Here is a 26,319-nt window from a genome sequence, read left to right as displayed (position 1 = left end):
GAATTATTTCTGGCTGCCCTCGGGCGGCCATTTCTCTTTCTGGAGGCGTCGATGAAGATCGCGCATTTTTCTGACCTGCATTACTCGCCGGGAAACCTCGACGAGGCGGACCGGTGCTTCTCGCATGCGGTGGGTGACGCCATTGCGCGCGAGGCTCTTGTGGCGGTGATTAGCGGTGACTCGACAGATCACCGTCTTGACGCGCACGCGCCGGCGCTGAACGCACTCGCCACGCGGGTGCACCGGCTCGCGCAAGCGATGCCGGTGCTTATGCTGCAGGGCACGTTCTCACACGAGCCGCCGGGCACGCTGGACAACTTCGCGCTGATGGGCGCGCGGTATCCGGTGGCCATTGCGGACCGGATATGTCAGGTGGCGCTCTACGACGGAAATTTCTGGTTCTCGCGTGGTCCGGTTTTCGATGATGACGAGGTCCGGCATCACTTGGATTGCGAGCCGGAGGTGATTTTCACCTGCCTTCCGACGATGAACAAAGCGGATCTGGCGCTGCGCGTCGGTGCGCTGGCGGCGTCGACGGATCTTGCAGATACGCTCGCGGGGTTCTTGTGCGCTGCCGGGCGGATTAACGCGGCGTTTCGTGCGGCCGGTGTCCCGACCGTCGGTGTGTCGCATGGCACCGTGAACGGCTGTCAAACGGAGCATGGCGTCACGATGGCGGGGTTCGATCACGAGTTCGGCCTCGGCGCGCTGTTTGCGGCGGAATGCTCGGCGTTCATGCTTGGCCATATCCACAAGTATCAGACGTGGGAGCGCGAGGGGCGCTTGGTGGGATATCCGGGATCGATCGGGCGTTTCCACTACGGCGAGCTCGGCGACAAGGGCTACTTGTTGTGGGAGGTCTCCGCCTCGGATGCACGGGCCGTACTTGTCCCTACGCCGTCTCGTGAAATGGTATCCGTAGCGTTCGACGGGCCGCCTGACACGAACGAGCTGGAAGCGCTCGCGGCGGCGTCTGCCGGGAAATTCGTACGGATTCGCTGGCAGATCGACGAAGAGCATAAGCAACTGGTCGACCGCAAGGCGATCGAAGCGATGTTCTCGGCAGCCGCTGGCCTGAAGCTTGAGCCGCGTGTACTTCCTGTCATGCGCAGCCGGGCGGAAGGGATCAGCACCGCGCCGACCGTCGACGCAAAGCTGACCCGATGGTGCGAGCTGAGCGACGTCGACGCTGTTCCGCTGGTTGATCGGCTGCAACTGCTCGAGACCGGAGATCCGGACGCAATCACCGAGTCGATCCTGGCGCGGTTAGCTGGCGACAGCGCGTCGACAATCGATCAGCCGCGCCCGTCGGGCGCTACACCGCTACCGATGCCCATGACGGGCGCCGCCAGCGACGATGCAGTGGCAACCGCCGACGAACCGTCCCGGCTCACCGATGACCTGTTCGCGGTGTAGTGCCGCTCACCGACGGTTCTCCGTCCTGTTCGAACACTAGCCGTGTTCCGATAGCCCGTGTGGCTATCGAAACGAGGTTCACCCCGCGCCTTTGGCGCATCGAAGGCAGCTTTGCTGCATCCATTTTCTTTTTACCCTGACGGGGCGTGTTCCCGGCAGGGGCGCACTCCGTCTCAAATCCGGAGTGCGCTCATGTTTGGTCTCTATCCTGCTGGTGTCCGTTGGGCTCAGTCCTTCGCCGCGTCTACCGACGCCAAATCGCTGCAGAAGCTTCTCGTCGATCACGGCGGGTGCACGGCAGCACTCTTTCACCAACCGTTCGGCACCCAACGGGGCGCGGTCATTGCTCAGCGCGACGGCATGTTGGTGTTGGCCCACGTGCTTGACGCCGACGAGGCCGAGATCGTCGTCACGCCAGGCGTCGAGCTGCAAAATCTGCTGTGGTCCTTCGACGCTGGTTACTCGGGGCAGTGGTCCGGTCGCGAGCTGCAGATTCTCACCGGTTCTTCCAACTGGGATTCGATGCTCAAGCAGACGTCGGACGCGTTCAGCCGTCTCTGTGGAACGGTGCAGGCCGCCGTTGACGGCACGTTGGGGAAGCCGGCATCCCGGCCCGAACCGACGCTTCCGGTCGATGACGACGATGTTCCGTTCTTCCTGCCTGACGAGTATCTGCAGCCCATCTCTCTTTCGGAGATCCAGTCATGCGACCACTGAGACTGTTGCTTGAAGGGTTTTATGGGGTCCGGGACGGGATGAGGCGCGACAGCGTGGAACTCGATCTGGAGTCGTTGCCTACCGGGTTGATCGCGTTGACCGGGCCGAATGGCGCGGGCAAGACGACGATCATGGACAACCTGCACCCATACCGGATCATGCCGTCACGCGCGTCGAAGCTCTCGGTCGATGCGTTCTCGTACTGGGATCACGTCTGCGGGGTGCAGGCACGCAAGGAGTTCGAATGGGAGCATGATGGCTTGCGCTATCGGTCGACCTTCGTGTTTCGCAAGCCAGGCAAGAGCGGCAAGGCGGACTACTTCCTGTTCTATCGCTCGACGGACGGCGAGTGGCGTCCGGTATCACTGCCGGATGGCACCGTGTCGGACGGCAAGGGCGAGACCTACGACCGCTGCGTTGACGCGATCTGCGGCTCCCTCGAATCGTTCTTCACGAGCGTGTTCTCGGCTCAGAACCGTCGACCACTCACGTCCTACGGTGCGACCGAGATCAAGGGGCTCCTCGTGGAGCTGCTGAAGATCGACCACCTCCGCGCACTGTCGACCAAGGCTGCTGATGTCGCGAAGGCGCTCACCCGGAAACTCGGTGTGGTGCAACAGGAGGTCGCTGCATTCTCGGGGAAGCGTGCGCGTGCTGACGAGACGCGCAAGGCGATCGCTACGGCCACGGCAGATATCGCGGCGGCGCGCGAGAAACGTACGGCCGCGCAATCGGAGATTGCCACGCTGACGCAACAGCACGCGGTGCTCGTTGCCAAGCAGGGCGAGAACGCGGGTACTTCGGCGCGCATGCGTGAACTCGGCGTGCGGCGTAGCGAGCTGCAGGCATCGCTCCAGATGTTGGAGCGTGACAAGCAGGCCGACGACAAGCGCTTCGGCCAACGCGCTTCAGCGCTAAGGGAGGCGATCGCGGGTCACGTAGCGGTTGTCCGGCAGGCAGAGCAGATCCGTGGCGCTGCGGCCGCTCGAGACGAAGCCCAACTTCGTGTCGGGAAGGCCGAGGCACTGATCGAGCCGTTGCAGCGTGCAATCGAACAGCTTGATGCGAAGCGATTGCGCGCGGCCACTGTCGAGTCGAGCCTCTCCGGGTTGCAATCCGAGGGCACCGCGAAAGCCGACCTGATCCGGACCCTGGCCGAACAATCGTCGGTGATCGGATCAGTGCCTTGTGCTGGGATGGATATCCACGCGATGTGCCCGTTGCTCGCGCAAGCGAGAAATGCGGCGCAACAAGTCAACGTCCAGACCGTCTCGCTGAAAGACTTGCGCACGCGCTATCGGCAACACCAGACAGAGTTGAAGGAACTCGCACCGTCGGTTGAAGCACTGTTGGCCAAGCGGACCGAGCTCCAGCAGGTGAACACGGAACTCACGGGCGCTCGTCAGGCCCTTCAACGTGCTACCGATCTTGCTGCGCGAAAGCCATTGCTCGACGCGGCGGAAGCCGGGCTGACGAAGGCCCAACGCGAACTCGAATCGCTCGATGTTGAGCGAAGCGAGGCGTCGAAACGTCGGGAGACGGAATCGACGCGGCTCACTGGGTTGTTGCGTGAAGTCGAGGCGGAGGTCTCGCGCCTGGCGGCTGTCGATGTGACGCAGGCGATTGTGGAGGTCGATCGACAGTTGGTTGCCCGTCGTGACGTCTGTACCGAGATGGACGCTCGGATCGAAGCTTTGATCCGGACCCAGGCCACCTGCGAAACGACGTTGGCGGCACTCGAGCGCGAGCTGGAGGGCTTCTCGGCGACGCAAGCATTCGCTGAGCGCATTTCGGACGAGATCGCGCAGTGGAAGTTGCTCGCGAAGGGCCTCGGCAATGACGGCGTGATAGCGCTGACGATCGACGACGCTGGCCCGGCACTAACGCAGACGGTGAATGACCTGCTGCTCGCGTGCTATGGCACGCGGTTCACGGTCGAGATCCAGACGCAGCGGACGTTGGCCAGTGGTGAAACGCGCGAAGGCTTTGAAATCCTCGTGCACGACGCCGATAGCGACAGCAGCAAGGCAGTCGGCGTGATGTCCGGCGGTCAGAAGGTCTGGATCAACGAGTGCCTGACCCGCGGCGTTGCCCTGTATATCGCGGGTAACGCGGGCCAGCCGTACGAGTCACTGTTCAGCGACGAGTCGGATGGTCCACTTGACCCTGATCGGAAGGTGCAATTCATGCGCATGAAACGCGAGGTTCTGCGTCAGGGCGGGTATGCACGGGAGTTTTTCATTTCGCAAACGCCGGACTTGATTGCCGAGGCTGATGCGGTCATCGACGTGGCCGCACTCGCGAGGTAGTGCGGCACACATTTTTTAACCCTGGCGGGGAACGTTCCCCGCAGGGGCGTTCCTCGCCCTTTTTCTTTACGAGGAACGCAATGAAACTGAAGTCGAATTCTGCTGCTCTGGTTCGAAGCCTGACGGTTTCGATCCGTCCGAAACCCATTCGCATGGGTACGGAGCACGTCTACGAGCTGAACGGCTCGCGGCTGCGCGACGTGCTGGTGAACGGGCGCTGGGTGACGGTGGCGACGACGGCTGTCGATGCATCCTAAATCGTCGACGGAGGAATGCTCGGTGAACGGGATGACGAACCTGGTGATGCTGTTGATCGCGATGCATGGCGGCGCGCAGCAGTCGCCGCCTATGTACCGCTATGCGGTCTCCACGCAGGCCGCCGTAGCTAAGCGGCCGCACATGAGAACGGATGCGGTCATCTGCAAGGATGGCCAAGTCCATACCTTTCCTGCAGGGCAGCATAAGCCCTGCATCTAAACCCCTGAACGTCGGCCCCGCTCTCGGAAGAGACCGGGGCTTTTCCGTATCCACTATTGGAGGCTCCGATGAAGAAGCAAATTTCTTGGGCAGTACTCGTGGCATCGCTGTGCTGTTGTGTTGCGATCGCGTTTGCCGGGCGCGCGCAAGCGGAGACGCTGCCGACGGTCGAAGTAGCGTTCTCGCCGGATGGCGGAGCCGAAAGCCTTGTGCTTCGCACCATCGGGCATGCGCGCCAGTCGATTCGCGTGCTGGCGTACTCGTTCACCGCTCCGGCGGTGACGCGCGCGCTCATCACCGCGAAGCACCGCGGCGTTGACGTGGCGGTCACCGTCGACGCGCGCAGCAACTTCGAAGAGGACCGTAGCGGCCGCGCTCGCGCTGCGCTCGGTGCTCTCGCTTACGCCGGCATTCCGGTACGACTTGTGAGCGTCTTTCCAGCACAGCACTCGAAGTACCTCATTGTCGACGGCGAGACCGTCGAGACGGGCAGCTACAACTACTCGCAGCAGGCGGCGCGGTACAACGCAGAGAACGTCATCGTGTTGCGCGGCGATACGCGTGTCGCCGATGCGTATCTGAAAAACTGGGAAGTGGTGTCGGCGCGCGGCGAAGTGTATCGCGCACCCTGATTGTTTCTTTTCTCTCAACCCGCGCGGGAACGGCTCCCGCGTGGGGCTGTTCCTGCGCCATAGGAGCAGTATATGTTCTCGGAAATTTTGGTGAAGATGGAGTCGGCAATCGACGCGCTCGTCGCGCTGATTCAACAGGGATTCACGCTCTCGAACGCGCTGAGCGGCGGCAAGGACTCGACCTGCACGGCGATCCTTATGCTGGAGGCGGTGCGGCGCGCTGGTGCGGAGGTGTCGCGCGAGCACTTTGTGACGAGCGCCGACACGACGATCGAAAATCCCAGCATGCACTGGCACCTTCAGGCCATGCTGGATGAGATCCGCGACGCCTTTGCGGCCGCTGGCACGTCGGTATCGGTGCACGTAGCGAAGCCATCATTGGCGTCGCAATTTGTCGTCGCAACGATCGGGCGTGGCACGCTTCCCCGTACCCCGGAAAATGGGGTGAAGAACGGAAAGCGGATACGTGCCTGTGCGGCGGATTGGAAGGTCGACCCGCAGAACCGCCTGCGCGTCACGCTCGAACGTTCTGCGGCCGCCGGCGGAAGTAGCGAAGTCGTTACCATCCTCGGCAACCGGTTCGGAGAGAGCGGCAGTCGCGCGGCGGCCATGGCCGCTCGCAACGAGAATGCGCGAAGACCCGTCAGGAACGCGGACGGATTTCTTACTTTTTCTCCGATCGCCGAGTGGTCCACGGACTGCGTATGGACGATGCTCTCGCTGTTCGCGGAGGATTCAGACCGCCCCTTTCCGTCACCCGTGTCCAGCCAGTCAATCCGGCGTCTGTCGGATCTATACCGAGCTGGGAACGAGGGGACATGTGGTGTGATTCTGGGAGAGGGCGGCGCGCGTGCCGCGTGCGGTTCGCGATTCGGGTGCGCGTTTTGTTGCGTGACCGGCGAGCGCGATCGCTCGATGGAGTCGATGGTGAAGGAAGCTGGCCACCGTCATCTGGAGGGCTTGAATCGGTTCCGCAACTACCTGATGGGCGTGCAATGGGATCTTGGCCGTCGCGAACTTGTAGGCCGGAAGCTGAGTGACGCCGGGTATCTGGCGGTCAAGCCGGACGTTCTGTCGTACTTGGAGCGCGTTCGGTTGCTGCAGTACCTGCTCACGCTTGACGCGCTTGAGGTCGATCGCGCTGAGCGGCATGAGGGCGCACTGGCCATGGGCGAAATACCTGACACTCCGGAAAATCGCGCGCTCTGCGACGTGCAGTTCGAGATGATCACGCCGGCGCAGCTGGTGGCGATCGACTTCTATCTCTCGATGCACCACTACGCGCCGCATGCGTTTCCGGCGCTGTCGGTCTGGTTCGACGTCCATCGGCTCGGACGGCGCTACTACGTGCCGGTGGTGGACCCACTGCCGAAGATCGACATCCCGCATCATGGGTGGTTCTTTGGCGGCGCGTACGATGCCGAGGTGCCCACAGACGGACTTCGCGACTATGCCGCGGAACAGTGGAATCGCTACCTCCATCCGGAGCGAGCGAGCCGATATGCGCGCACGAGGTCCGGTGAGCAGATCGTCTATTTGGAAGAGATCGACCAGTTCGAAGTGGACGTCGAGGCAGCGTGTGCGTTCGTCACCTGCAGCTTCGACGCTTCCTGGTCCGTGAAGGCGCAGCAACACTCGGGGATGGAGTCGGCACGGTTCTGGCTCAACGAAGGCAGTCTGAGGCTTCCGGCCGGTATGGCGGGCCGGTATCAGGAGATGGCCAAGCGTGGCCAGTACTTCGCGCATCTCGCCGAACGGCACAACCTGACGCCGGCTGAGCTCGATCGGTTTCTCGTCGACCGCGCGATATCGAACACGGAGCACCTCACGATGCTGAACCTGGCGCCTGTCGATCTGTTTTCGCAGGCGGCTTGAAGTCCGGAATTTTGGAACCAAACCCGGTGCGTCTGCACCGGGTTTCTTTTTGCCCATTGCTCCCGTTGTTGTTGTCGATCGGACCCAGGATGTGATGGCCAGACGAGCTTACTCGTCGGCGTATTGGCGGTTTACGCGGACGTCGGCCGGTCGAGGATGGCCGCTAGACTGTCTGCTGCGAGCGTAGGAGTCGCATGCGCGGTCTGCAGGCGGGCCCGGCCGACCACCAGGTCACGGGAATTGATCGAGATGCGCTCGATATGTCGGCCACGTGCGGCCGGCTGAGCGGATCGCTCATACGGATACCCGCGATGAATGTAGTCCTCGAGATCGGCCTCGACGAAGACGATGTGATGTTGGCCGGCCTCGGTCAACGCGACGCAAAGCATGTCGAACGGAACCCCCGTTAAGTCGCGATCGGCGATTCGGTTGAGGACTCCGTCGCGCACGATGTGATCGGTGATCAGGATGTCCTTGTGGCCGCCGTGGTTCTCGACCTGAATGACGAGCTGCTTCGGTTCCGACGCGAGCGCGAGCATCCGGTAGCGGCAGACGGAAATGCCACCGCTGGCGAAGTAGACGAGGTCCGTGTAATGCGATACGTAGTCCATATTGAATGCTCCAATAGCAAGAAAGCCAGCGACCTTGCTGGCTTTTTCAGGCTATCGAGGCGGGGAGGAAGTCAAGTCTGAGGTGTAGCTTGAGGCCCGCTCGGGATCGTCGCCCGAATGCGGATCACAGTGCGCTGGCTTGTCAGGCCCAAGAGATGCATGACGTCGTCGTTGCTTCTGCCGGCGAGTAGCAGGCGCCTCGCGAACGTGTTCCGCAGGGTGCGCGGGCTCATATCAGGAAGCCGAACGTCGATCGCAAGGAGTTCGTCTCGAACGATGCGGCCGAGCATTTCGTCGGTCATTGGACTGCCTGCACGGGGGGACGGGAACAGCAGAGGGCTGTCTGCAGCCGCAGCCAGATTTCGCCATCGCGCGAGCGCGGGTTCCGCAAACTCGTCAACGTTGATGCGACGTGCCTCGCGCGGGCCGCGCTTCGGTACAAGGAGGTACGGCCGCGCCGGCGACAGGTCGAGGTCGACGGCGCTCGCCTGTCGAAATTCCTGCGCGGTGATGCCGGTCGAGAGCAACAAGCCAACGATGGCTCGGTTGCGCAACGCGCGGTCGTCGAGCCCGTCGATGGCCCGGATCGACGCCTGCAGTCGATGATCATCGGCTTCCAGAAGGTACACCGGGACGGGCTCGTCCTCCGGCCACGTCTGCATCAGCGTGTATGCGGCAGCTGGATTGGTCTTGCGCACGCCGACGTCGACGAGGTGCCGGCCGAGCCGGTCGAGGAGCTTCTGGTACCGCAGACGTGTCGTGGTGCCGGGCTTGCACCGGCGATCTAGGTCAGCGAAGAACGATTCGAGGTGGTCGGGCCCGAAGTTGGCCAGCGACAGGTGAGCGGCGGCGAGGTGGCGCATGAAGCGTTCGAACATCGCTTCGTGTTGGACGATCGACCGCGGCGAGAACGCGCGCCGATCGGCGCCGGCGGCTTCCGTGCGTTGCCACTGCTGATAGGCCTCGGTCGGTGCCGACAGCCAGAGAGTCGGTTCGTCCATTCGATCTTATATACTGAATATTGGCTACCCCAAGCATGGCGCGAATCTACGATTCGCGTCCTGTGCCTGCAGAAGGGTGGGGCGCCCCTTCATCCGGTTTCGGACGTGGGCATCGGCACGCCGCTCGTCGAGCCCACGGGTTACGTCGCTCACGCAGCTTCCTCACTGCGCTCGAACTTGGGGGCATCGACCAGAAGCTCGCGGACGCACTGATAGACGATTGGCAGCGATGGATAGGACTGGCTCCAGTCGATGAGACCGCTGAAATCGACGCCCGGCAGCGTCGCCGGCCCGATGCGCGGCAGTGCGCCGACGATCGCTGGATCGTTGCGGCTCTGAAAGGCCAAATCGGAGAATGCCTGCTCTTCGATCTCGAGCAATAGCGGCCAGCTCAAAGCGTGCGCAAGGCCGGCGCTGATGTAGCGAGCTGCGAGCGACGTCGCAATGCGTCGCAGATCTTGCGTTGCGGACTCGAGCGCATACCCGTACCGAATCGGATCGAGCTCGGCATCGTGGCAATCAACAGTCGGGGCGAGGTTCATAGTAGTCGGCGAGACAAGGGAGCAGCAGCCAGCCACTTGGCAAATTGCGAGTGGCTGCTGCGCCTGGCACACTGTAAATGTATCCAGTGTTCTGCGAGATTTCAAGACTAGGCGGCGCTGTGCTGGATTTCGAAGGGCGTGCGGTCTTTGCCGTCAATCCATGCCGGCGGGCGGCCCCGACCGCTCCAGGTCGCGCCGGTGTCGGGATGGCGATACTTCGCTTCGACGCGGCCGCGCTTGCGGGTTGCGCGCGCCCCGTAGACCTCCCGGGCGCTGAGATCGAATTCGCTCACGAGTTGGCGCACCTCTTTCAAAGCTGTCTCCCGCGCAGCCCCTTTTGCGGCGTCGATTTCCGCTTCGAGTGCCGCGCGCTTTGCGAGAAGTTCGTGGTATGTCGACATGCTTTCTCCATTCGTGGTTGAGAAATTGGTATCGACTACCTTACCGACTTCGAACGAAAGTCAAGTCCGCGTCGACGGAGCGCAACACGCTCCCTCGTAAAAATCGCAGGTGGCTTGTGAACCTGCTGATGTCGTTTGACCGCGTTATGCCTGGTTGCGACTGGCTATTCCCTCCCGATCGGGAGGTATTCATCGATCGGATTTAAGTTTTTAAGAAACGATTTTTGACATTTCTATTCGACCCTGGTGCACACGTGTAGTTGATGCGCCCGTCGCCACCCTCGGAGCCAAAGCCCTATCAGGCATGACTCTGCGGTCTGTCGACCGGGAACGGGGGTCTTTTTGATTAAATAAATCTCAAAAACATTTATTTATTTTTATATTGGTCACAGTAAGCCATCGTTGATATTTTGATATTCGAATCAGCATGAAGGCTGTTTGTAACCGTGTTCCCGACAGCAAGACGGGCATGACAATTGTTGACCATCTTTCGGTTTCGGCTGTGCGAACATCCGCTGAAAATTCCGAGTGAGACCAACCATGCGCCGACTGATGCGCGAAATAGAAGCTCGGCACGTTCAACGGGGAACGGCCAAACAGAAAATTATCTTCGGTCAACCTTCGCTGAACAGCGAAGAGCACGCCCTTTGGATCAAGGCGACCGCATGGGTCATGTCGGTCGTGATGTATCTCAGCCCCGCGATGCTTTTGGTCGACCAAACAGCACATGCTGCGCCGATCATCGATCCGCGGGCGCCGATTCCGTTTCAGCCAACGGTCACCGCGACTAGCGCGGGTGTCCCTGCTATCAATATCCCTGCGCCGAATTCCAACGGCGTGAGTCTCGGACAGTATCAGTCGTTCAATGTGGGACCTGAAGGCCTCGTGCTGAACAACAGCACGATTGCAGGGACTCCGCTGCTCGGCGGCTCGCTTGGCGCGAATCCGAATCTGAACGGCCGGCCAGCGTCGTTGATTATCAACCAGGTCACGTCGAACAATATTGCGGTCTTGAACGGGCCGCTCGAGACCTTCGGCGCTGCTGCACCGATCGTGATCGCGGCTCCGGGCGGGATATCCGCAAACGGACTGTCGCTCACGAACATCCCGAATCTCACGCTGACCACGGGCACGCCGCAGTTCATCACGGGCGTCGGTGGTGCTCCAACCGATTTCGCGCACGCCGGCGCGGTCGCGTACGACGTTCGATCAGGCAACATTTCGATCAACGGGCCAGCAGGGGTGAACGGTCCGGGAGCCGGGATCGAAGGGACCGTCGGGAATATTGACCTCATCGGGCAAACCGTCACGCTGGCGGCGCCGATCCGTGCGGATCAGCGCATCAACGTCGTGACGGGCAACCAGCTCGTCACGCCGACCACGACGGGCAATACCGGCACTGCATACAGTACCGCAGCCAACGGTCTACCGAACAATGTCACGGCGATCCAAACCGCAAACGGTTTGGCGATCGATGCAAGCCAGTTCGGATCGGTCACCGCTGGCCAGGTCTACATCGTCCAGACAGCAGCCGGCCTTGGCGCGAACATGCAAGGCTCGTTGACCGCGACGGCAGGGAACGTGGTCGTGAATTCAAACGGCGACGTCACGGTCGGTCAAACGTTTGCCAGTCAGAACGTCAATTTGACGAGCGCGGGCAACACGACGATCAGCGGTACCGGCCTCGCGAACCAAAACTATACGGTTGCGGCGAACGGCGACATCACTGCGCCGGGGGCCGTGTCGGCCGGACAAAGCGTGTCGATGACGGCCGGTCGGAACCTGACTGCTGCGTCGGTTGCCGCAAATGGCTCGGCCAATCTTACGGCCGGCGAGTCGATGGCGATCGACTCCCTGTCGGCTCACGATATTGCGCTGCAGACGACGAACGGAGATCTGACGGTCGGCGGGCTGAGCGCGCCGGGTACGATCTCGGCGCGGGCTGGACGTGATCTGACTGTGAAAGGGGCGGTACAGGGCGGCAGCACGGTCGCGCTGGCGGGGGCGCGCAATGCGACCGTGAACGGCGCGGTCACGTCCGTCGGCGATACGAATCTCACCGCGATGACAGGGTCGGCCGCCGTGAGCGGCAATCTGCAATCGAACGGAGCGGCGACCGTGACGGCCGGTCAGGACGCGACGATTGACGGTACGACGCAGGCGCAAGGCGCAGTGTCGATCGCCGCGCAAGCTGGCTCGATCTCCGGGCAAGGCAAGGTTTCGTCGTCGCAAGGCGCGGTCACACTGAACGCCGGGCAGGCGATCGGCCTGAACGGCGCCGTGCAAAGCGGCACCACGATCGCCGCGAAGGCGGGTACGAACGCTGAATTCGGCGGGACAGTGACGGCACCGGGTGCGGTAACGATTCAATCGGGACAGAATTCGACGTTGGGTGGCGACGTCACGAGCGGCGACAAGCTGAGCGTGACGTCGGGCGGCAGCACGCAAGTGAACGGCAACGCCGCGTCTGTCGGCGACATGACGCTCACCGCGAATGGCGGGACCCTGAGTACGACCGGCAATGTCGTGTCGCTCGGTGGATTGAACGCGACCGGGCAGCAGGGCGTCAATCTGGGCGGTACGGTCTATAGCGGTGGAAACGCGTCGATCGGCTCAAGCGCGGGCAGCGTCTCGGTCGCCGGGGCAGTATCGACGCCGGGCACGGTGAACATCGCCGCAGCGCAGGACGCGTCCGTCGCGGGCACTGTGCAGACGGGCCAAAGCACGACGATCTCGGCGGGTCGCGATGCGAATCTGAACGGCGGTCTGTCGGTGAACAACACCGGCAATGCAACCGTTTCGGCCGGCCGCGATATCAACGGTACGGGCGCGGTCAATGTCGCGAATGACACAACGTTGAATGCAGGAAACAACGTCGGCATCAGCGGTGCGATTCGGACGGGGAACAATCTCAACGCTACGGCTGCGAATAATCTGAGCGTCGGCGCGACAACGGCGGTCGGTACGACCACGCTGACGGCGACAAACGGAAGCGCAACGCTCGCGGGTAACGCGCTGTCCGGCGGCGCGACGACCATTACCGCGGGCACCGACGTCACGACGCAAGGCAGCGTAACGAGCCTCGGCGACCTGAGCGTGAACGCCAAGGACGGCAATGTGACCGCCTCCGGGCCCATCTCGACAGCCGGGAACGCGAGCCTGAATGCGGGCAAAAACCTGACGCTGAACGGCCAGACGACCGTCTCGAAGGATGGGACGCTGACGGCGGCGAACATCACGACGCAAGGTGTGTCGATCGGCGGCAATCTGACAGCCACGGCGACGAGCAATCTTGATACGTCGGCGGGCCAGCTCAACGCTGTATTCGACGCGCAAGCACCGGCCCTGTCGGTGAACGGCAACGCGACCCTGAGCGGGGCGAACGTCACGACCGCGAACGCAGTGGTCGGCGGCACCACGCAAATCACGGGTTCACAGAGCGTCACGACAGGCGGCACGGCCGCGTTCAAGGGCGACACGAGCCTGAATGGCGGCACCGTATCGAACGTCGGCACGCAGATGGCCGGCGGCAACCTGAACGTGTCGGGCTCGACGGTCACGAACTCAGGGAGCTTGTCATCGCTGAAGTCGGCGACCTTCAACGCCGCGGATCTGAGCAACGGCGGTTCGATCTACGCGCCGACGGAGAATTTCAACGTCAGTAATGCGACGACCAATACCGGCGCGTTGATGTCGACGAACGCGTTGAACCTGACGACGAGTAGTCTGAGCAACGCCGGTCTGATCTTCGCGGGCGACGTCAACAATTCGACCGCGGCGACTGGCAACACCACCGTGACGGTCACGGGCGGCAACGGATCCTTCAACAATACGAACGGCAAAATTCTGGCGCAGAACATCGCGACGCTCGCTTTGCCGAATCAAGCGCTTGATCCGTCGGCCGCCAGTTACGGGACGGTCAATGGCGGCTACGGCCTGAACCTGTCCGCGCAGTCGGTCAACAATTCGGGCACCTGGATTCTGCCGGGTACGACTGTAACGGTATCGGCTGCGCAGGGAATCAATAACGCCGGCACGATCAACCAGGGCGCAGGCTCGTTGACGCTGAATGGTGCCGTGGGCAACACCGGCGCCATCAACGGCAACGACCTGACGATCAACGGGTCGCTGGCGAATGCAGCCACAGGCACGGTGACCGCCAACAATGCCTTGACGCTGAACGGCTCGGGATCGAACGCGGGTACGGTTCAGGCTGCCAATACGCTCGCGATCACTGGGGCAAGCTACGACAACTCTGGCGGCACGACCCGTGCCGGAAATGCAAACAGCCCTGCAGGCAGCGGCAACGCGACGATCAACCTGTCGGGGGATCTCGGGAATGCCGGCGGTACGCTGACGGCGACCAACGATCTGTCGCTGACCGCCAACAACGTCAACAACTCCGCGGCAGCCGTCGTTACAACGACCACGACCACGAAGACGGTCGACAACCCGGGGCTGCTGATGGCCACCCCGATCGGCTCTGAACTGGTCTATGCGATCTACAACGTCGGCAAGGACGGCGGCACGTTGATGCTCGGGCAGGCTAATCTGCCGGCGACACTCGGCGGGCTCCTTTCGCCCGGCGGCGAGCAGCCGACCAAACAGACCGTCTGGTCGCTATCCAGCGCCCGGCTGATCTATCAAGGATGGGGCGATCCGTCGTCGCCGGTTGCGAGCTCTGGCCCGATCCAGTTCGCGCTGGTGCCGACCAGTAATGCGCCCAAAGGCGCCACCTGGGTCGTCATGCCGCCCTCGACACCGGTCTCGGGCGCAACGACAGTCCAGACTCTGACCTTGCCGACCGTCACCGAGACCACGACGTCGACCGGTGCAACGGTAACGCCATCGACTATCGCGGCTGGCCACGATCTCACCTTGACCGCCAATACACTCAACAACCAGAGCGGCGTCGTCAGCGCGGGCCATGACGCCAACGTGAACGTGCAGCAACTCCAGAACGGGGGTTCGAGCTTCACGTCGACGGTCACGGACTCCGTCGATTCGGCATCGCTGAATGCATTCCTGACATCGTTGCAGGCTTTGCAGAAGACCGCACCGATTGGCGTGGTGGGCACGGCCAATCCGAGTGGCACTTACCAGTGCGAGGGAGGGTATTGCTTGGTGGGTACGCCGACACCACCTGCCACGTACACCATCAGCGCGCCCGGCACGGTGCAGTTGGAAACGGTCTCCTCCAGCGTGACCAAACAAGGTGCTGTCGGGCAGATCATCGCCGGCAACAACCTGAATCTGTCGGGCGGCAATCTGACCAACACCGGCACCTTGGCCGCGGGCAACGACGCCAACATTCAGGCGGCGAGCTTTACGAATCAAGGATCCAACGTCGGATCGAAGGCCGTGACGGCAGGATGTGCGTCGGGAGTCTCGAACGCGGGTTGTAGCTCGCTGAACACGACCAACCCGAACTCGGAAACGTACAGCTATCAGCAAACCAACAGCAACGTCACCGCCGGCCACGACATCGTGATTGCCGCGAACCAGGTCGCCAACACCTACGGCAACCTCGTTGCGAGAAACGATATCGTGATTGGCGGCGCAGGTACGACCGCGGCCAATTCGACGCAGGCTATGAGCGTGACGAACACGTCGGCCGCGATCGAAGCGGGCAACAACGTCCAAATCAATGCGGCGAGCGTCACGAACACGATTGCCGCACCGGTCGCGGTTCACCAGAACTATGGGACTGCGTCGCCGTACACAGGCTGTGGACAGAACTGCGAAGCCTATATCCAGGTGCAAGCGGCCAATCCGTCGACGATCACGGCCAACAACAATCTTTCGATCTCGGCAGGGACGTTCAGCAATACGGGCAGTCTGGTGACTGCATTGAACAACGCGACGATCAATGCGTCGACGAGCGCGTCGAGCGACAACCAATACCTGCACGCATTCTGGACCGGCAATCCCGGCGCGACCCGCACGTGGGGCTGTCTCGGCATGGCCGCGGACTGCCAGAATCTGTACGGGGGCGTGTTCAGTCAGGGCGACACGCAAACGGCGTCTGGCCTTCCATCGAACGTCGGCATGAAGGATTTCGTGCCGGGAACGATTCAGGCGGGCAACCTGAGCGTCCACTCGCCGACGCTGACCAATACCGGTAACGTGATCGGTCAATCGATCACGCTGACGGGTTCGACGCTCGTCAACGGGATCACGAACCCGAACGTGTTTACGCCGCCGCCTGTCGTGTCGGGGCAGGTGATTTCGCTGGCTCCGCCGACGCTGCCGCCTTCGATGACGGCCGCCGTGAACCAGGCCGGACTGGTGACGAATCAGGACGGGCGGCCGACGTCGGTCACCGGCATGGCGGCTCTGCCGCCCAATACGCCGATCGGCGCACAAACGGTGGGCAAGCCGACGGCGCCGATTGTGACGGGCGTGAATACGCCGACCGCCACGACCGTCAAGACGGTGTCCGGTCAAACCGTGACGGTGTCGTACTTGACGAGCAATCCGGCCGCCCAGGTAGTCGACTCGCTCTCGTCTGCATCGCTGATTGCTAACCTGCCGGCTAACCTGCAGCCCGGCAGCGTGCCGTTCTACTACGACCCGTATACGGAGAACCAGCAGATCCAGCAGGCCGCGCTGCAAGCGACCGGCAAGAGCAGCTTCTACAGCACCCCGAGCGCTACCGACAGCACGAGCCAGGCGTCGATCAACAATCAGGACAAGGCAGCGCTGTATGGCGCGGCGCTCGAGTATGCGAAGCAGAACAATATCGCGCTCGGCACGCAACTGAGCGACGCCCAGCTCGCACAGATCAATGCGCCGATGCTCTGGTACGTCCAGCAGGCGGTACCGGAACCGGGGTGTCGGGCATCGGGCGGCGCCGCGTGCCCGACGGTGCAGGCATTGATGCCCGAGGTTCTGCTGCCGAAAAACTATGCGGTCGTGAACGCGGACGGCGAAATCACGGGGACGAATGTCGCACTGAACTACGCGAACAGCATCCTCAATACCGGTTCCGTGACGGCGCAAAACCTGACGGTCAACACCGGCAGTCTCACGAACGAACAGCGTTCGACGAATATCGGAGAGATCTACCAGTTCGGGGACGAAGGCGTATTCCTGCGCACGACGGGCACTGTCGCGCAACAGGGCGGATTCATGTCGGCCGCGAACTACGACCTGCACGTGCAAAGCCTGAACCAGATCGGCGGGGCATTGCAGCAGACCAGTGCCGACGGCAGCGTGAATCAGGCTGCGACGCAGCAGATGCTGTCCAACCTGAAGGCACAGCTTGGTGGCCAATTCAGCCAGTCGACCGTGACCGATCATCTGAATACGGAGGCGGTCTACGGCGATTCATGGTTCGACCAGATCTTCATGACTGGCGTGATCGTTGGATTGTCGATCATGGGCGGGATGGCTGCGTCGGGGGCGATTGGTGCAGCAGCAGGAGCGTCGGCCGGCTCGGGTTCGGCGTTTGCGGCGGCTGGAACGACCGCGGGCTCCCTGGGCGCCGGTACGGCAAACGCGGCACTGTCGGCGGGCTTCGCCGGCATGATGAACAGCACGATGAGCCAACTGAACAGTGGCGGCTCGTTCAACCTCGGATCCCTGCTCACGACGGCCGGTGCGGCGGCGCTGACGGCCGGGCTGACGAACGGCATCACGTTCAGCAATGGCGCGGCAGGTTGGTCGTGGACGGCGTCGAACAACAGTCTTGCTGCTTTGGCCGGTGTGCAGACGGTGGGGAATACGCTGGTGCCGCAGGCGGGCGCGGCGACCGGCTCGCTTCCAACGACGATTACCGCGATCGTCGCGGAGTCGGTGCTTCAAGCGACGGTCCAGACGGCCTTGCAGGGTGGGAGCTTCCTGACGAACCTGCGCAACAGCGCAGCGACCAATGCTGCGGCGTCCATTGCCTACACGATCGGCAACCTGAATCAGGATGGCACGCTGACTGGTGCGGCGTACGTGGCCGCGCATGCCGTGCTCGGCTGCGTTGCGGGTGCTGCAACGGGTCAAGGGTGTGGTGGCGGTGCGATTGGCGGGGCAGTGTCCGCTGCGCTGACGCCTGATGTTCTGAGGGTGATCGATCCGAGCGGCGCGGCGCTCGATCAAGGCCAGATGGCCATGCTGGCGGCGATTTCGACCTGGGCAGGCGGTGGCATCGCTGGCCTTGCAGGTCAAAACGCGATGGCCGGCGCGACGGCAGCTCAAAACGAGGCACTGAACAATGACGCTGGAAGTCCTAGCCATACGGCTGCAGCCGTGAAGAATGGCGGGGCGCTCAGTGCGGCTGCAGAGATGCTCTTGACGGCAATGATGCCGTGGAGGAGCCAGACGGGGCAAACCTACATGCAACCGGTCACGTCGACCGCGAAAGGTGTGGGGGACATTGTTCAGGCAAACTACGGAAACAAGTCGCAGCCACCGACCGACGCAAACAGGCAAATCGATCCCAGTGGTGGGCCGGACAATACACCGACCGCGCCGGCGACGGTAACGCCAGTTCTGGCGGCGTTGTGCGCTGTTACGGGCGGTCTTGGTTGCATGACATCGTTGTTGCTGGGGGTTACGACGACACCATCACCATCGTCGAGTAATGTTAGTTTGTCGAGCGGCAATAACAATAACGGTTCCAATACAACACAGAATGCAAACGCCTCAACCACCGGCGGAGGATCAGACGTAAACTTAGCTTCGCCAGATCGAACCAATCACATTTTGAATGGCGATGCCACTGGCGGCGGACATCTTTGGCCCGGCGCTCCCGGTAAGTCGGCGTTCCCCGACAGTTGGTCGGCCTCGAAGGTAATGAATGTGGTGTCCGATATCGCTACCGATCCGGCGATTACTGAGACGGTGCAGGCGAACGGCCGGATCGTGAAAAACGGCACTGTTGATGGAATCAATATCCGAGTCGTGATCGAACCAGCTAGTAAGGGCGGAGGTATTGTGACCGCGTTTCCAACCAACGTTCCGAGGAACCCCAAGTGACAGTAAATAAGTCTCATCTTGATGAGTTGGACCGACTACTTCAGGAATCGCTTGCGGCGGTCGAAACGGAACTATCCGAGCAAGATCGGAGCGATGTCCGTGAATATCTCGATCATGGCGAATACGGGGTCGCGTATGAATTGCTGGCATTCGTGCTTGATAAGCAGCAGGTGGTACATCCTGCCGCGCTGATAGAGGCCAGCAGGAAAATGGGAATGGGCTGAAGGGAGTGGGAGCTCTCTTCGTGGTACCGATGGCAGCTTCGTTGGTTCTTTCTAGCAGCAAGAATTCTGCGCGGACTTGGAAGTAAAAAAATGAAGAGCTTTCCGGGGCCGAGACGGATGATCTATTGAAAACCGCTCCAACATAGCTTAATGCTGACGTGGCTTGGCGTGTAGTGCCAAAATGCATCTAGCCTTGGGAAGTGAGAATTATGAAGGATGATCGAATGAGAAGAATCACGGTTCTTTATCTTAAGGCTTACATTTCGTTGGGCGCTGTGATTTTATTTTTTTTTGCGACATCGCTGCTCAAAGGCGCCGGCTGGAAGCCACTTTTAATTCCGTCGCCATTGTTTGCTTTGCTTTTTGCCGGAATCACATGTCAATACATAAAGGAGCGGCGCGCAACAAAGAAAGGGAGATGAATTTTTCATTACCCTAACGTAGGACTCGAATATATTAGAATCCGGGGGCGGGATGGGACTTGAATTGTTACGACGGAGCTTGGTGGTGGCATTTGCCGGCATGTCCAGCTCGGCGATAGCTGCAGGAGTTGCTGCCGACGGCGGCACGGCGACGACCGTTTCCGTTGGCGCGGGCGGGCGGGTGATTGTCAACATCGCGCCTGCCATCGGCGGTGTTTCGAACAACACCTATTCGTCGTTCAACGTCTCGAAAGCCGGCGCGGACCTCAACAACGTCGGCATCAATGCACGTACGATCGTCAATCAGGTCACGAGCACGAACCCGTCGCTGATCCAAGGCAACATCAACGTCCTTGGCCCACGCGCGAACGTCATCCTGGCGAATCCGAACGGGGTGACCGTAGACGGCGGAAGCTTCACGAATACCGGCCACGTCGTGCTGTCGACGGGTCAGGTGAGTTTCACCGATGTGACGCTTGCGCCCGGTACGGTACAGCGCAACGTCGTACTGAACACGGACCGCGGCGCGGTCACGATCGGTGCCGGGGGCCTGACAGGCGACCTGATCGGCCTCGACCTTGTCGCCAAGCAACTGGCTGTGAACGGGCCGGTCACGAATACCTACGACAACAAGACTGGCGTGCCGAGTTTTATCCGTGGCACGGTAGGCAGCAGCACGACGAGTTGGAACGGCGGGATGTCGCCCACCGACAACGGACACGACTGGCGTATCGGTGCATCGTCTGCCGGCGCGACGAGCAAAGCGCTCGCCGTCGACATTACGGCCGCCGGCGGACTCACTGCCGGACGGGTTGAACTCGTCATCACCGATCAAGGCGCGGGCGTCCGAAGCCTCGGGAAGCTCTACGCGAACGCGGGCGATGCCGTGGTCACGTCGACCGGCGACGTCACGATCGCCGACAACCAGTTCTTCGGCGCGCATGACGCCTCGATCTCGACGACCGGCGCGGTTACGCTTCTGGGCGCCCAGCTTAACGCCGGGAACAATGCGACGGTTCATGCCGGCGCGATCTCGCTCTCGGACGATGCGGCCGGCCCGTCGACGCTCAGTGCAACTAACGCTGTCGACCTGACGAGCAGCGGCGCCATTACGAACATCGGCAGCGTGATTCAGGCGGGTACGACGACAAACGGCACGCCTTCCGGCGGCGACCTGACGCTGAACGCGGCCGGCGATATTCGCAACGGATCGAGCGCGAGCAATCAAGGCATCATTTTCTCGGCCAATGGCAAGACATCGCTGACTGCGGGCGGCAACATCATCAACGATAACGCGCGCGTCGCATCGAACGGCGGCATGAGCCTGACCGCGGCTGGCGACGTGCTGAACGTCATCGACCATTCGGGTGGCACGAATGGCGGTCAGGCGACCGCGTACACGGATCGAGGCGGCAGCTTCCTGTTCTTCACGCATTCGACGACGGGCGTGAATATAGACTACGGCACCGTCAATCGGCCCGACCAAATTGCCTACCTCGCGACGACCAGCGGGCCGTTGACGATCACCGGCCGGAACGTGACGAACTCGGGCGGTGTCATTCAAGCGACTACCGGTGATATCACCATTGCGGCACAGAATGCGTTCACGAATGCGGCCGTGTTCTCGGGGAAGGCGAACTATTCGCGCAGCTGCTGGATCTTCTGTCACGCCAACGCGTCGAGCAACGTCACGCCCTACGGCGGCACGATCCAGGCGAGCGGCGGTTCGCAATCCGGCGCGGGCGGCAACATCTCGATCAAGAGCGGCACCGTCGCACGCAACGTCGGCGGCAATGTCTTCGCGACGGGCGACATCAAGGTCGACGCGCCCGTCACCTATGCGCAGGGCGTGACCGGCTACTCGGCGATCAATCAGGATCGTGGTTTCAAGGCGTTCTTCGGTAGCACGTGGGCGCAACTGATCGCGATGGATATCGGCGGCGGCTTTGCCGCGAACGGACAGGTCTTTCTGACCGGAGACGGTGTGATCGACGGCGGTTCGTTCAGCGGCGCAAAGGGCGTGACGGCTGCTGGCGGTATCACCACCGTGCGTGCGCCGTCGCGAACGCCGGTCTCGATCGATCAGCATCTGGGTCTGACGACGTGGTGGTGGCGTTAAGCGAATGAACTATCGAACGAAAAATCGCCTCGGCATAGTCGTCGTCGCTTTTCTGACTATCGCGGTCGGCTTCGCCGCATCGATGAGTGGCGCGACCCGCAACGCCACGTCGGCTCACGGGTTTCTGCACGCACAACAACGATGAAAGCACCCGTCTTCCCCCGATACAAGCTACCGCTGTTGGTCGCGAGCCTCGCAGCGTGGTACATGCCGGCGCATGCGCAAACGGTGCCTCCGGCGGTCCGGCCGGTGCAGGACCCTGCGCAACTGATCATCGAGCAGCAGCGCGAACAGGCGCGCCAGCGTCAGCTCGAGCAGCCGCCTCCTTCGGTGACTGTCCCACCGCCAGCCGATACGACGCTCGACGTTCCGCCCGGTACGCCGGTCGACGCGATTGTCGAAAGTGGTCCAACGTTTCGGGTCGGACAGATCCTGCTGCAATCGGCCGACGGTAAGCCGTTCGAGTCGCCTGGCGGTGTATCTCGAACGAAACTTGATTCGATCATCGGGGCCTTTGCGAATCACGAACTCGGCTCGCATCGGATCAATGTGCTGCTGAAGCGTCTCACGGATACCTTCGTTTCGGCGGGTTACGTGACGACTCGCGCACTGCTTGGCAAACAGAATCTGTCGTCCGGCACGCTCACGGTCACGATTCAGGTCGGTCACGTCTCGGCTTTTGTCGTCAACGGGCAACCGATCCATCGCCTCAAACCCGGTGAAGCTTCGGCAGGTGGTGGTTGGTTCACCGACGTCGGCTATGCGAATGCATTCCCTGTCTCGCCCGGCGATCCGCTTCGTCTGCCGGACATCGATCAAGGCGTCGCCCAGATCAACCGTCTGCGCCGCAATCAGGCCGCGGTGCAGATCCTGCCGGGTCAGAACGCCGGTGACTCGATCGTCGCCATCGACAACAAGCCTGGCGACAGGCTGTATTTCAACCTCGGCGTCGACAACTACGGCAGCTCGGCAACGGGCGTGACGCGATATCGGGCCGGTGTCGAAGCGAACAACCTGCTTGGCTTGCAGGAATCGGTTAGCGTCAACTTTCTCGACAGTCAGGACAGCAACGCGCTGGTGGGGTCCTTCGCCGTGCCGTTCGGGCGCAGTACGTTCAGCTACACGATCGCGGACTCCGAGTATCAGCAGTTGATCGGCTCGACCGCGCTGCTCTATGGCCGCACGCTCTCGCACATTTTCGGCTGGAATTATCTGGTCGGCAGGACCGTGAGCGACATTACCAGCATCGATACGACGCTCTCTTGGCGTCGCACCGATCGGACGATCAATGGAGCAGACCTCGATCCGCAGCGCGTTGCCGTGCTACGAATCGGCGGGAACTGGCTGCACAAGTTTGTGATGAATGACGCGCAAGGGAATTTCACCGTCAATGGCGGGGTATCGCAGGGACTGCCGTGGTTTGGCGCGAATCACGATGAACACGGCATTGCGCGCGACGCGGCGCATAGCCAGTTCACCAAGCTCGATGCGACGGCGACGGTGACGTTGCCACTGCCCAGGCTGAACGGGGCCGTGCTCGTGTACCGTGGCGTTTTGGGTGGCCAGTACACGAATACAGCGCTGTACGGCTCGGAGCAGCTCTATCTCGGAGGCATGGATACGATCCGCGGCTTTCGGTCTGGCGAGATCGCCGGCGACCGCGGGCTCTATGCGCGCAACGAATTCGCGTGGGTGAACGTGCCGATGTGGAAGGAAGGTCGTATCGAGCCGTACCTGTTCCTCGATGCCGGCAAGACGAGCCTGATCGGTGCATCGGGCTTTCCGACGCTCGCCGGCATCGGCGCCGGTCTGCGGGCGCAATGGCAGTGGCGCAGGCAATCGTTGTCGGGCGAGGTGCTGGTCGGTCGCGCGTTGACACAGCCGGCCGCGCTTGGCAACAAAGCGACACTGGTGCTCGGCACCTTGAACTGGTTTTACTAGAGCGAGTTTGGTCGTGTCCGGTTCGCCCTGAGTTTCGGACACTTTGTGCAGCAACCGCGGTTGCAGTGCTTTTCATACAGGCAGGAGCATCAAGTATGCAGACGACGTTCAACCGAATTCTGATCGCGACGGCGGTTGCCTGGCAATTGGCGTTGCCCGTCCAGGCGCACGCACAGTCCTCGACGTTGCCAGCCGGTGCTGTGGCAATGGTGAACGGTACGCCGATCACCCAGGCGGAGGTCGACGCGGTGTTGCAGGCGTCCCGCCAGCCCGATACGCCGCAGATTCGCCAGGCGATCAAGAATCAACTGATCGCGCGCGTGGTGATTCAGCAAGCGGCGGACAAGGCGAGCTACGGCAGCAAGCCCGAAGTGCAGGCGGCCATGCAGCTTGCGAAATCGACTGCCGAGACGCAACTTTTCGTCCGCGATAACGTGAAGCCCGAGCCTGTCTCGGATGCACAGGTCAAGGCGCGTTACGACGAGATCGTGGCATCGCTCGGAAAGGAAGAGATCAAGCCGCGCATCATCGTGACGAAAGATGCGGCTACCGCTGCGACGGTGATGGCGGGCCTGAAAGCGGGTCAGTCGTTTGACGCACTGGCTCGGCAGTACAGCCAGGCGCCGACCGCTGCTGCCGGCGGTGAACTGCCGTGGGTGAGCTTCAAGACGCCGGTGACAGACGGGAATACGCAAGGGTTGCCGCTCACGGTTGCGCAGGCGATTACGCAATTGCCTGCAGGCGGTGTGACGCCACAGTCGATCGCGCTCGGCAATGACGCCAATGGCCCACGCGCGATCGTAAAGGTCGACGCGAAGCGACCGACGCAGGTCCCATCGTTTGACATATCGAAGGCGACGATTCAGCAGCAACTTCAGGCGTTGGCGCTCGAGAAGGCGACGGCGATTTTCGTTGGTGGACTAATGAAGAATGCAACGATTCAACAGTAAGCGCCGTCCTCAGAATGTCGCAAAAACGCCCGAATCGACGACCACGTAGCAAGGCTGAGCTATTGCCTCTACCGGCGACTCATGTCCGCGCCATCTCACTCGAAAACCACCTGGCACTTGCGGCTATCCGAAGTGGAAAGGGCACTCATGAGACGATGATTGCGTTACTCAGGGTGCTCTATCTAGGGTACTTTCTTGTCGAGCCTGACGTGTCCGACAGTGACTTGGCGCTCTTCCTTGGAGCTGAGACCGTGCTGCAAGACAGTATCGATTCTGCTGCTGACGGACGAGAGTGGCGTGTGCCCACCAACGGCTTGCCAGAGATCGAGCGATTGCTTTTGAGAATGGATGCACTCGTTGCCACCGTTCCGAAGTACCGCTACCTTCAAGCATGGGACAGGCTCGGTCGTTTTGCCACGTCCGCCAACTGCTCTCCTTTACCGGGGAGTCGACTAAATGAGGGCCGGTAGCAACCGAAAGCAGTCGCGCGTCAAAGTCAGCAAAACTCTCGCGCGGTCGTCGGTAGCGCACCGAGCAACTCGGTCCTGTCGATGAGTTTGCTCGCGATCAGGTGCCGCACCTTGCCTTCGGCCTGCCACACACCGTATACAGCCAGCAGCGCAGCGCCGAGCGCCTCCTTCCGAAACTTCTCCAGCAGACCGGGCCAGAGGATCACATTGACCTGGCCCGTCTCGTCCTCGAGCGTCATGAACAGCACGCCGTTCGTATGCGGTCAATTAACGACGCCCGTCAGCGACGTTGTAGCGTCTATCATGATTGGGTGCGCACCATACTTTCGCGAACGGAGAATCGGCGCCACCAGTTCTTCAATTTTCTGCATCGATCCATCAGTAAGCCTGCTTCTGCCGCTTGCGTGAAGCAGGCGAACATGGGCGCAGCGTAGAGATCAGCAATGCTCACCTGGTCGGCGACCATATAACCATTTCCGTCGCATAGTCGGTCAAGTTCGGCTAAGCACGTCGACGCAAGTGGCAACGCGATCGCAATCTTTTCTTCGTCTGTCGGTCGCCCCTCCTTAACAGCGACGACGCGTTCCACGTAGATGTCCCAGACCAAGGTTCGGTACGCGTAGGCATCCATCACCCCGGCGATCTGATTGACTCTGGCACGTGCCTTCGCATCAGTCGGTTGCAGCTTGGACCCGTCAAAGGCGTCATCGATGTAACGAACGATGGCACTGGTTTCGTAAAGGCAGAAGTCTCCATGCTGGAAGGCTGGGATGCGACCGAACGGGTGTCGTTTTAAATGTTCATGCGGAACACCGGCACTATCGAATACATCGACTTCGACAAGGGTATAAGGAATGCCCTTTTCTTCCAGTGCGAGCCTGGCTATCCGCACGTATACACTCCATGCGGCACCATACAGTCTCACTACGTTGGCGGATGGCAATTGAATCTCTCCCCACTGAACTTACCTGAGTTGGAGTCCGACACGTCAGCTTGGCAGCCCTGCGCCGCAGGATACTCCAGGTCGGGCTTTATCTAGGCTCCACGGAAGGAGCGCAACGTAATCGTCGACCGTATTTGCCAACGGTAGTTTTGCGAACAGCCAGGTGAGATAGCTGAGGCCGGTCGAAAAAAATGGAAGCCAACGTTTCGTAAAATTGAGAAACGGAGGCATGGATGAATCGAATTCCAAGAGCGGTCTATACGAAGGAGCTTCGCGACGAAGCGGTCAAGTTGGCGTTG

17 protein-coding genes and 1 pseudogene are annotated in these 26,319 nt (G+C 61.5%); 12 read left to right on the top strand and 6 right to left on the bottom strand.

From position 1 onward, the window contains the following. The first annotated feature begins 51 nt into the window (after positions 1-51). The 7 genes from H0X90_RS26415 to H0X90_RS26385 all read left to right on the top strand — a co-directional run bounded on the left by H0X90_RS26415 (position 52) and on the right by H0X90_RS26385 (position 7,426). The gene (locus H0X90_RS26415) at positions 52-1,416 is read left to right on the top strand and encodes a metallophosphatase family protein (RefSeq protein WP_196438252.1); all 1,365 of its coding nucleotides are present in this window, start codon (positions 52-54) and stop codon (positions 1,414-1,416) included. 192 nt (positions 1,417-1,608) lie between these two features. After that, positions 1,609-2,133 (top strand): hypothetical protein, encoded by a 525-nt coding sequence (locus H0X90_RS26410; protein WP_196438251.1) that lies wholly within the window; start codon positions 1,609-1,611, stop codon positions 2,131-2,133. Then, positions 2,121-4,442 carry an SMC family ATPase gene (locus H0X90_RS26405; protein WP_196438250.1) on the top strand — a complete coding sequence of 774 codons (2,322 nt, stop codon included), beginning with the start codon at positions 2,121-2,123 and terminating at the stop codon, positions 4,440-4,442. The genes H0X90_RS26410 and H0X90_RS26405 overlap by 13 nt, the downstream gene beginning before the upstream one ends. An 80-nt stretch (positions 4,443-4,522) precedes the next feature. Beyond that, positions 4,523-4,699 (top strand): hypothetical protein, encoded by a 177-nt coding sequence (locus tag H0X90_RS26400; protein WP_196438249.1) that lies wholly within the window; start codon positions 4,523-4,525, stop codon positions 4,697-4,699. Between the two features lie 31 nt (positions 4,700-4,730). Then, positions 4,731-4,919, top strand: a complete 189-nt coding sequence (locus H0X90_RS26395) for a hypothetical protein (protein WP_230877620.1) — start codon at positions 4,731-4,733, stop codon at positions 4,917-4,919. 68 nt (positions 4,920-4,987) lie between these two features. After that, positions 4,988-5,551, top strand: coding sequence for a phospholipase D family protein (locus tag H0X90_RS26390; RefSeq protein WP_151062595.1), 564 nt, complete (start codon positions 4,988-4,990; stop codon positions 5,549-5,551). A 72-nt stretch (positions 5,552-5,623) separates the two neighbouring features. Beyond that, positions 5,624-7,426: a phosphoadenosine phosphosulfate reductase family protein gene (locus tag H0X90_RS26385; RefSeq protein WP_196438247.1), complete on the top strand. Its 1,803-nt coding sequence runs from the start codon at positions 5,624-5,626 to the stop codon at positions 7,424-7,426. A gap of 131 nt (positions 7,427-7,557) precedes the next feature. Here H0X90_RS26385 and H0X90_RS26380 read toward each other — a convergent pair whose 3' ends face one another. The 4 genes from H0X90_RS26380 to H0X90_RS26365 all read right to left on the bottom strand — a co-directional run bounded on the left by H0X90_RS26380 (position 7,558) and on the right by H0X90_RS26365 (position 9,981). After that, the gene (locus H0X90_RS26380) at positions 7,558-8,037 is read right to left on the bottom strand and encodes a hypothetical protein (protein ID WP_196438246.1); all 480 of its coding nucleotides are present in this window, start codon (positions 8,035-8,037) and stop codon (positions 7,558-7,560) included. A gap of 71 nt (positions 8,038-8,108) precedes the next feature. Next, a complete protein-coding gene (locus H0X90_RS26375; protein WP_196438245.1) occupies positions 8,109-9,038 on the bottom strand; it encodes a tyrosine-type recombinase/integrase in 930 nt (309 codons plus the stop codon). A gap of 149 nt (positions 9,039-9,187) precedes the next feature. Next, positions 9,188-9,580, bottom strand: a complete 393-nt coding sequence (locus H0X90_RS26370) for a DUF2471 family protein (RefSeq protein WP_151062591.1) — start codon at positions 9,578-9,580, stop codon at positions 9,188-9,190. 107 nt (positions 9,581-9,687) lie between these two features. Next, a complete protein-coding gene (locus H0X90_RS26365; RefSeq protein ID WP_151062590.1) occupies positions 9,688-9,981 on the bottom strand; it encodes an H-NS family nucleoid-associated regulatory protein in 294 nt (97 codons plus the stop codon). A gap of 540 nt (positions 9,982-10,521) precedes the next feature. Here H0X90_RS26365 and H0X90_RS26360 point away from each other — a divergent pair. The 5 genes from H0X90_RS26360 to H0X90_RS26340 all read left to right on the top strand — a co-directional run bounded on the left by H0X90_RS26360 (position 10,522) and on the right by H0X90_RS26340 (position 24,607). Beyond that, entirely contained in the window at positions 10,522-18,951 is an 8,430-nt protein-coding gene (locus H0X90_RS26360; RefSeq protein WP_196438244.1) for a filamentous hemagglutinin N-terminal domain-containing protein, read from the top strand. Further along, a complete protein-coding gene (locus H0X90_RS26355) occupies positions 18,948-19,175 on the top strand; it encodes a hypothetical protein (RefSeq protein WP_196438243.1) in 228 nt (75 codons plus the stop codon). The genes H0X90_RS26360 and H0X90_RS26355 overlap by 4 nt, the downstream gene beginning before the upstream one ends. Before the next feature lie 474 nt (positions 19,176-19,649). Continuing rightward, the gene (locus H0X90_RS26350; protein WP_196438242.1) at positions 19,650-21,716 is read left to right on the top strand and encodes a filamentous hemagglutinin N-terminal domain-containing protein; all 2,067 of its coding nucleotides are present in this window, start codon (positions 19,650-19,652) and stop codon (positions 21,714-21,716) included. Positions 21,717-21,857: 141 nt separating this feature from the next. Next, the gene (locus H0X90_RS26345; protein WP_196438241.1) at positions 21,858-23,657 is read left to right on the top strand and encodes a ShlB/FhaC/HecB family hemolysin secretion/activation protein; all 1,800 of its coding nucleotides are present in this window, start codon (positions 21,858-21,860) and stop codon (positions 23,655-23,657) included. 95 nt (positions 23,658-23,752) lie between these two features. Beyond that, on the top strand, positions 23,753-24,607 hold the full coding sequence (locus H0X90_RS26340; RefSeq protein ID WP_196438240.1) for a peptidyl-prolyl cis-trans isomerase: 855 nt from the start codon (positions 23,753-23,755) through the stop codon (positions 24,605-24,607). A 496-nt stretch (positions 24,608-25,103) separates the two neighbouring features. Here H0X90_RS26340 and H0X90_RS26335 read toward each other — a convergent pair. Then, a pseudogene (locus tag H0X90_RS26335) lies at positions 25,104-25,331 on the bottom strand (OB-fold nucleic acid binding domain-containing protein); the annotation flags it as partial. Positions 25,332-25,378: 47 nt separating this feature from the next. Continuing rightward, positions 25,379-26,002, bottom strand: coding sequence for a glutathione S-transferase family protein (locus H0X90_RS26330; RefSeq protein ID WP_330165465.1), 624 nt, complete (start codon positions 26,000-26,002; stop codon positions 25,379-25,381). Between the last annotated feature and the right edge of the window lie 317 nt (positions 26,003-26,319).

This window comes from Burkholderia sp. 9775_39 (assembly GCF_015712225.1).
Lineage (GTDB): Bacteria > Pseudomonadota > Gammaproteobacteria > Burkholderiales > Burkholderiaceae > Burkholderia > Burkholderia cenocepacia.
The sequence above is the reverse complement of the archived record's forward strand: the minus strand, read 5'-3'. Positions and strand labels throughout refer to the sequence as shown.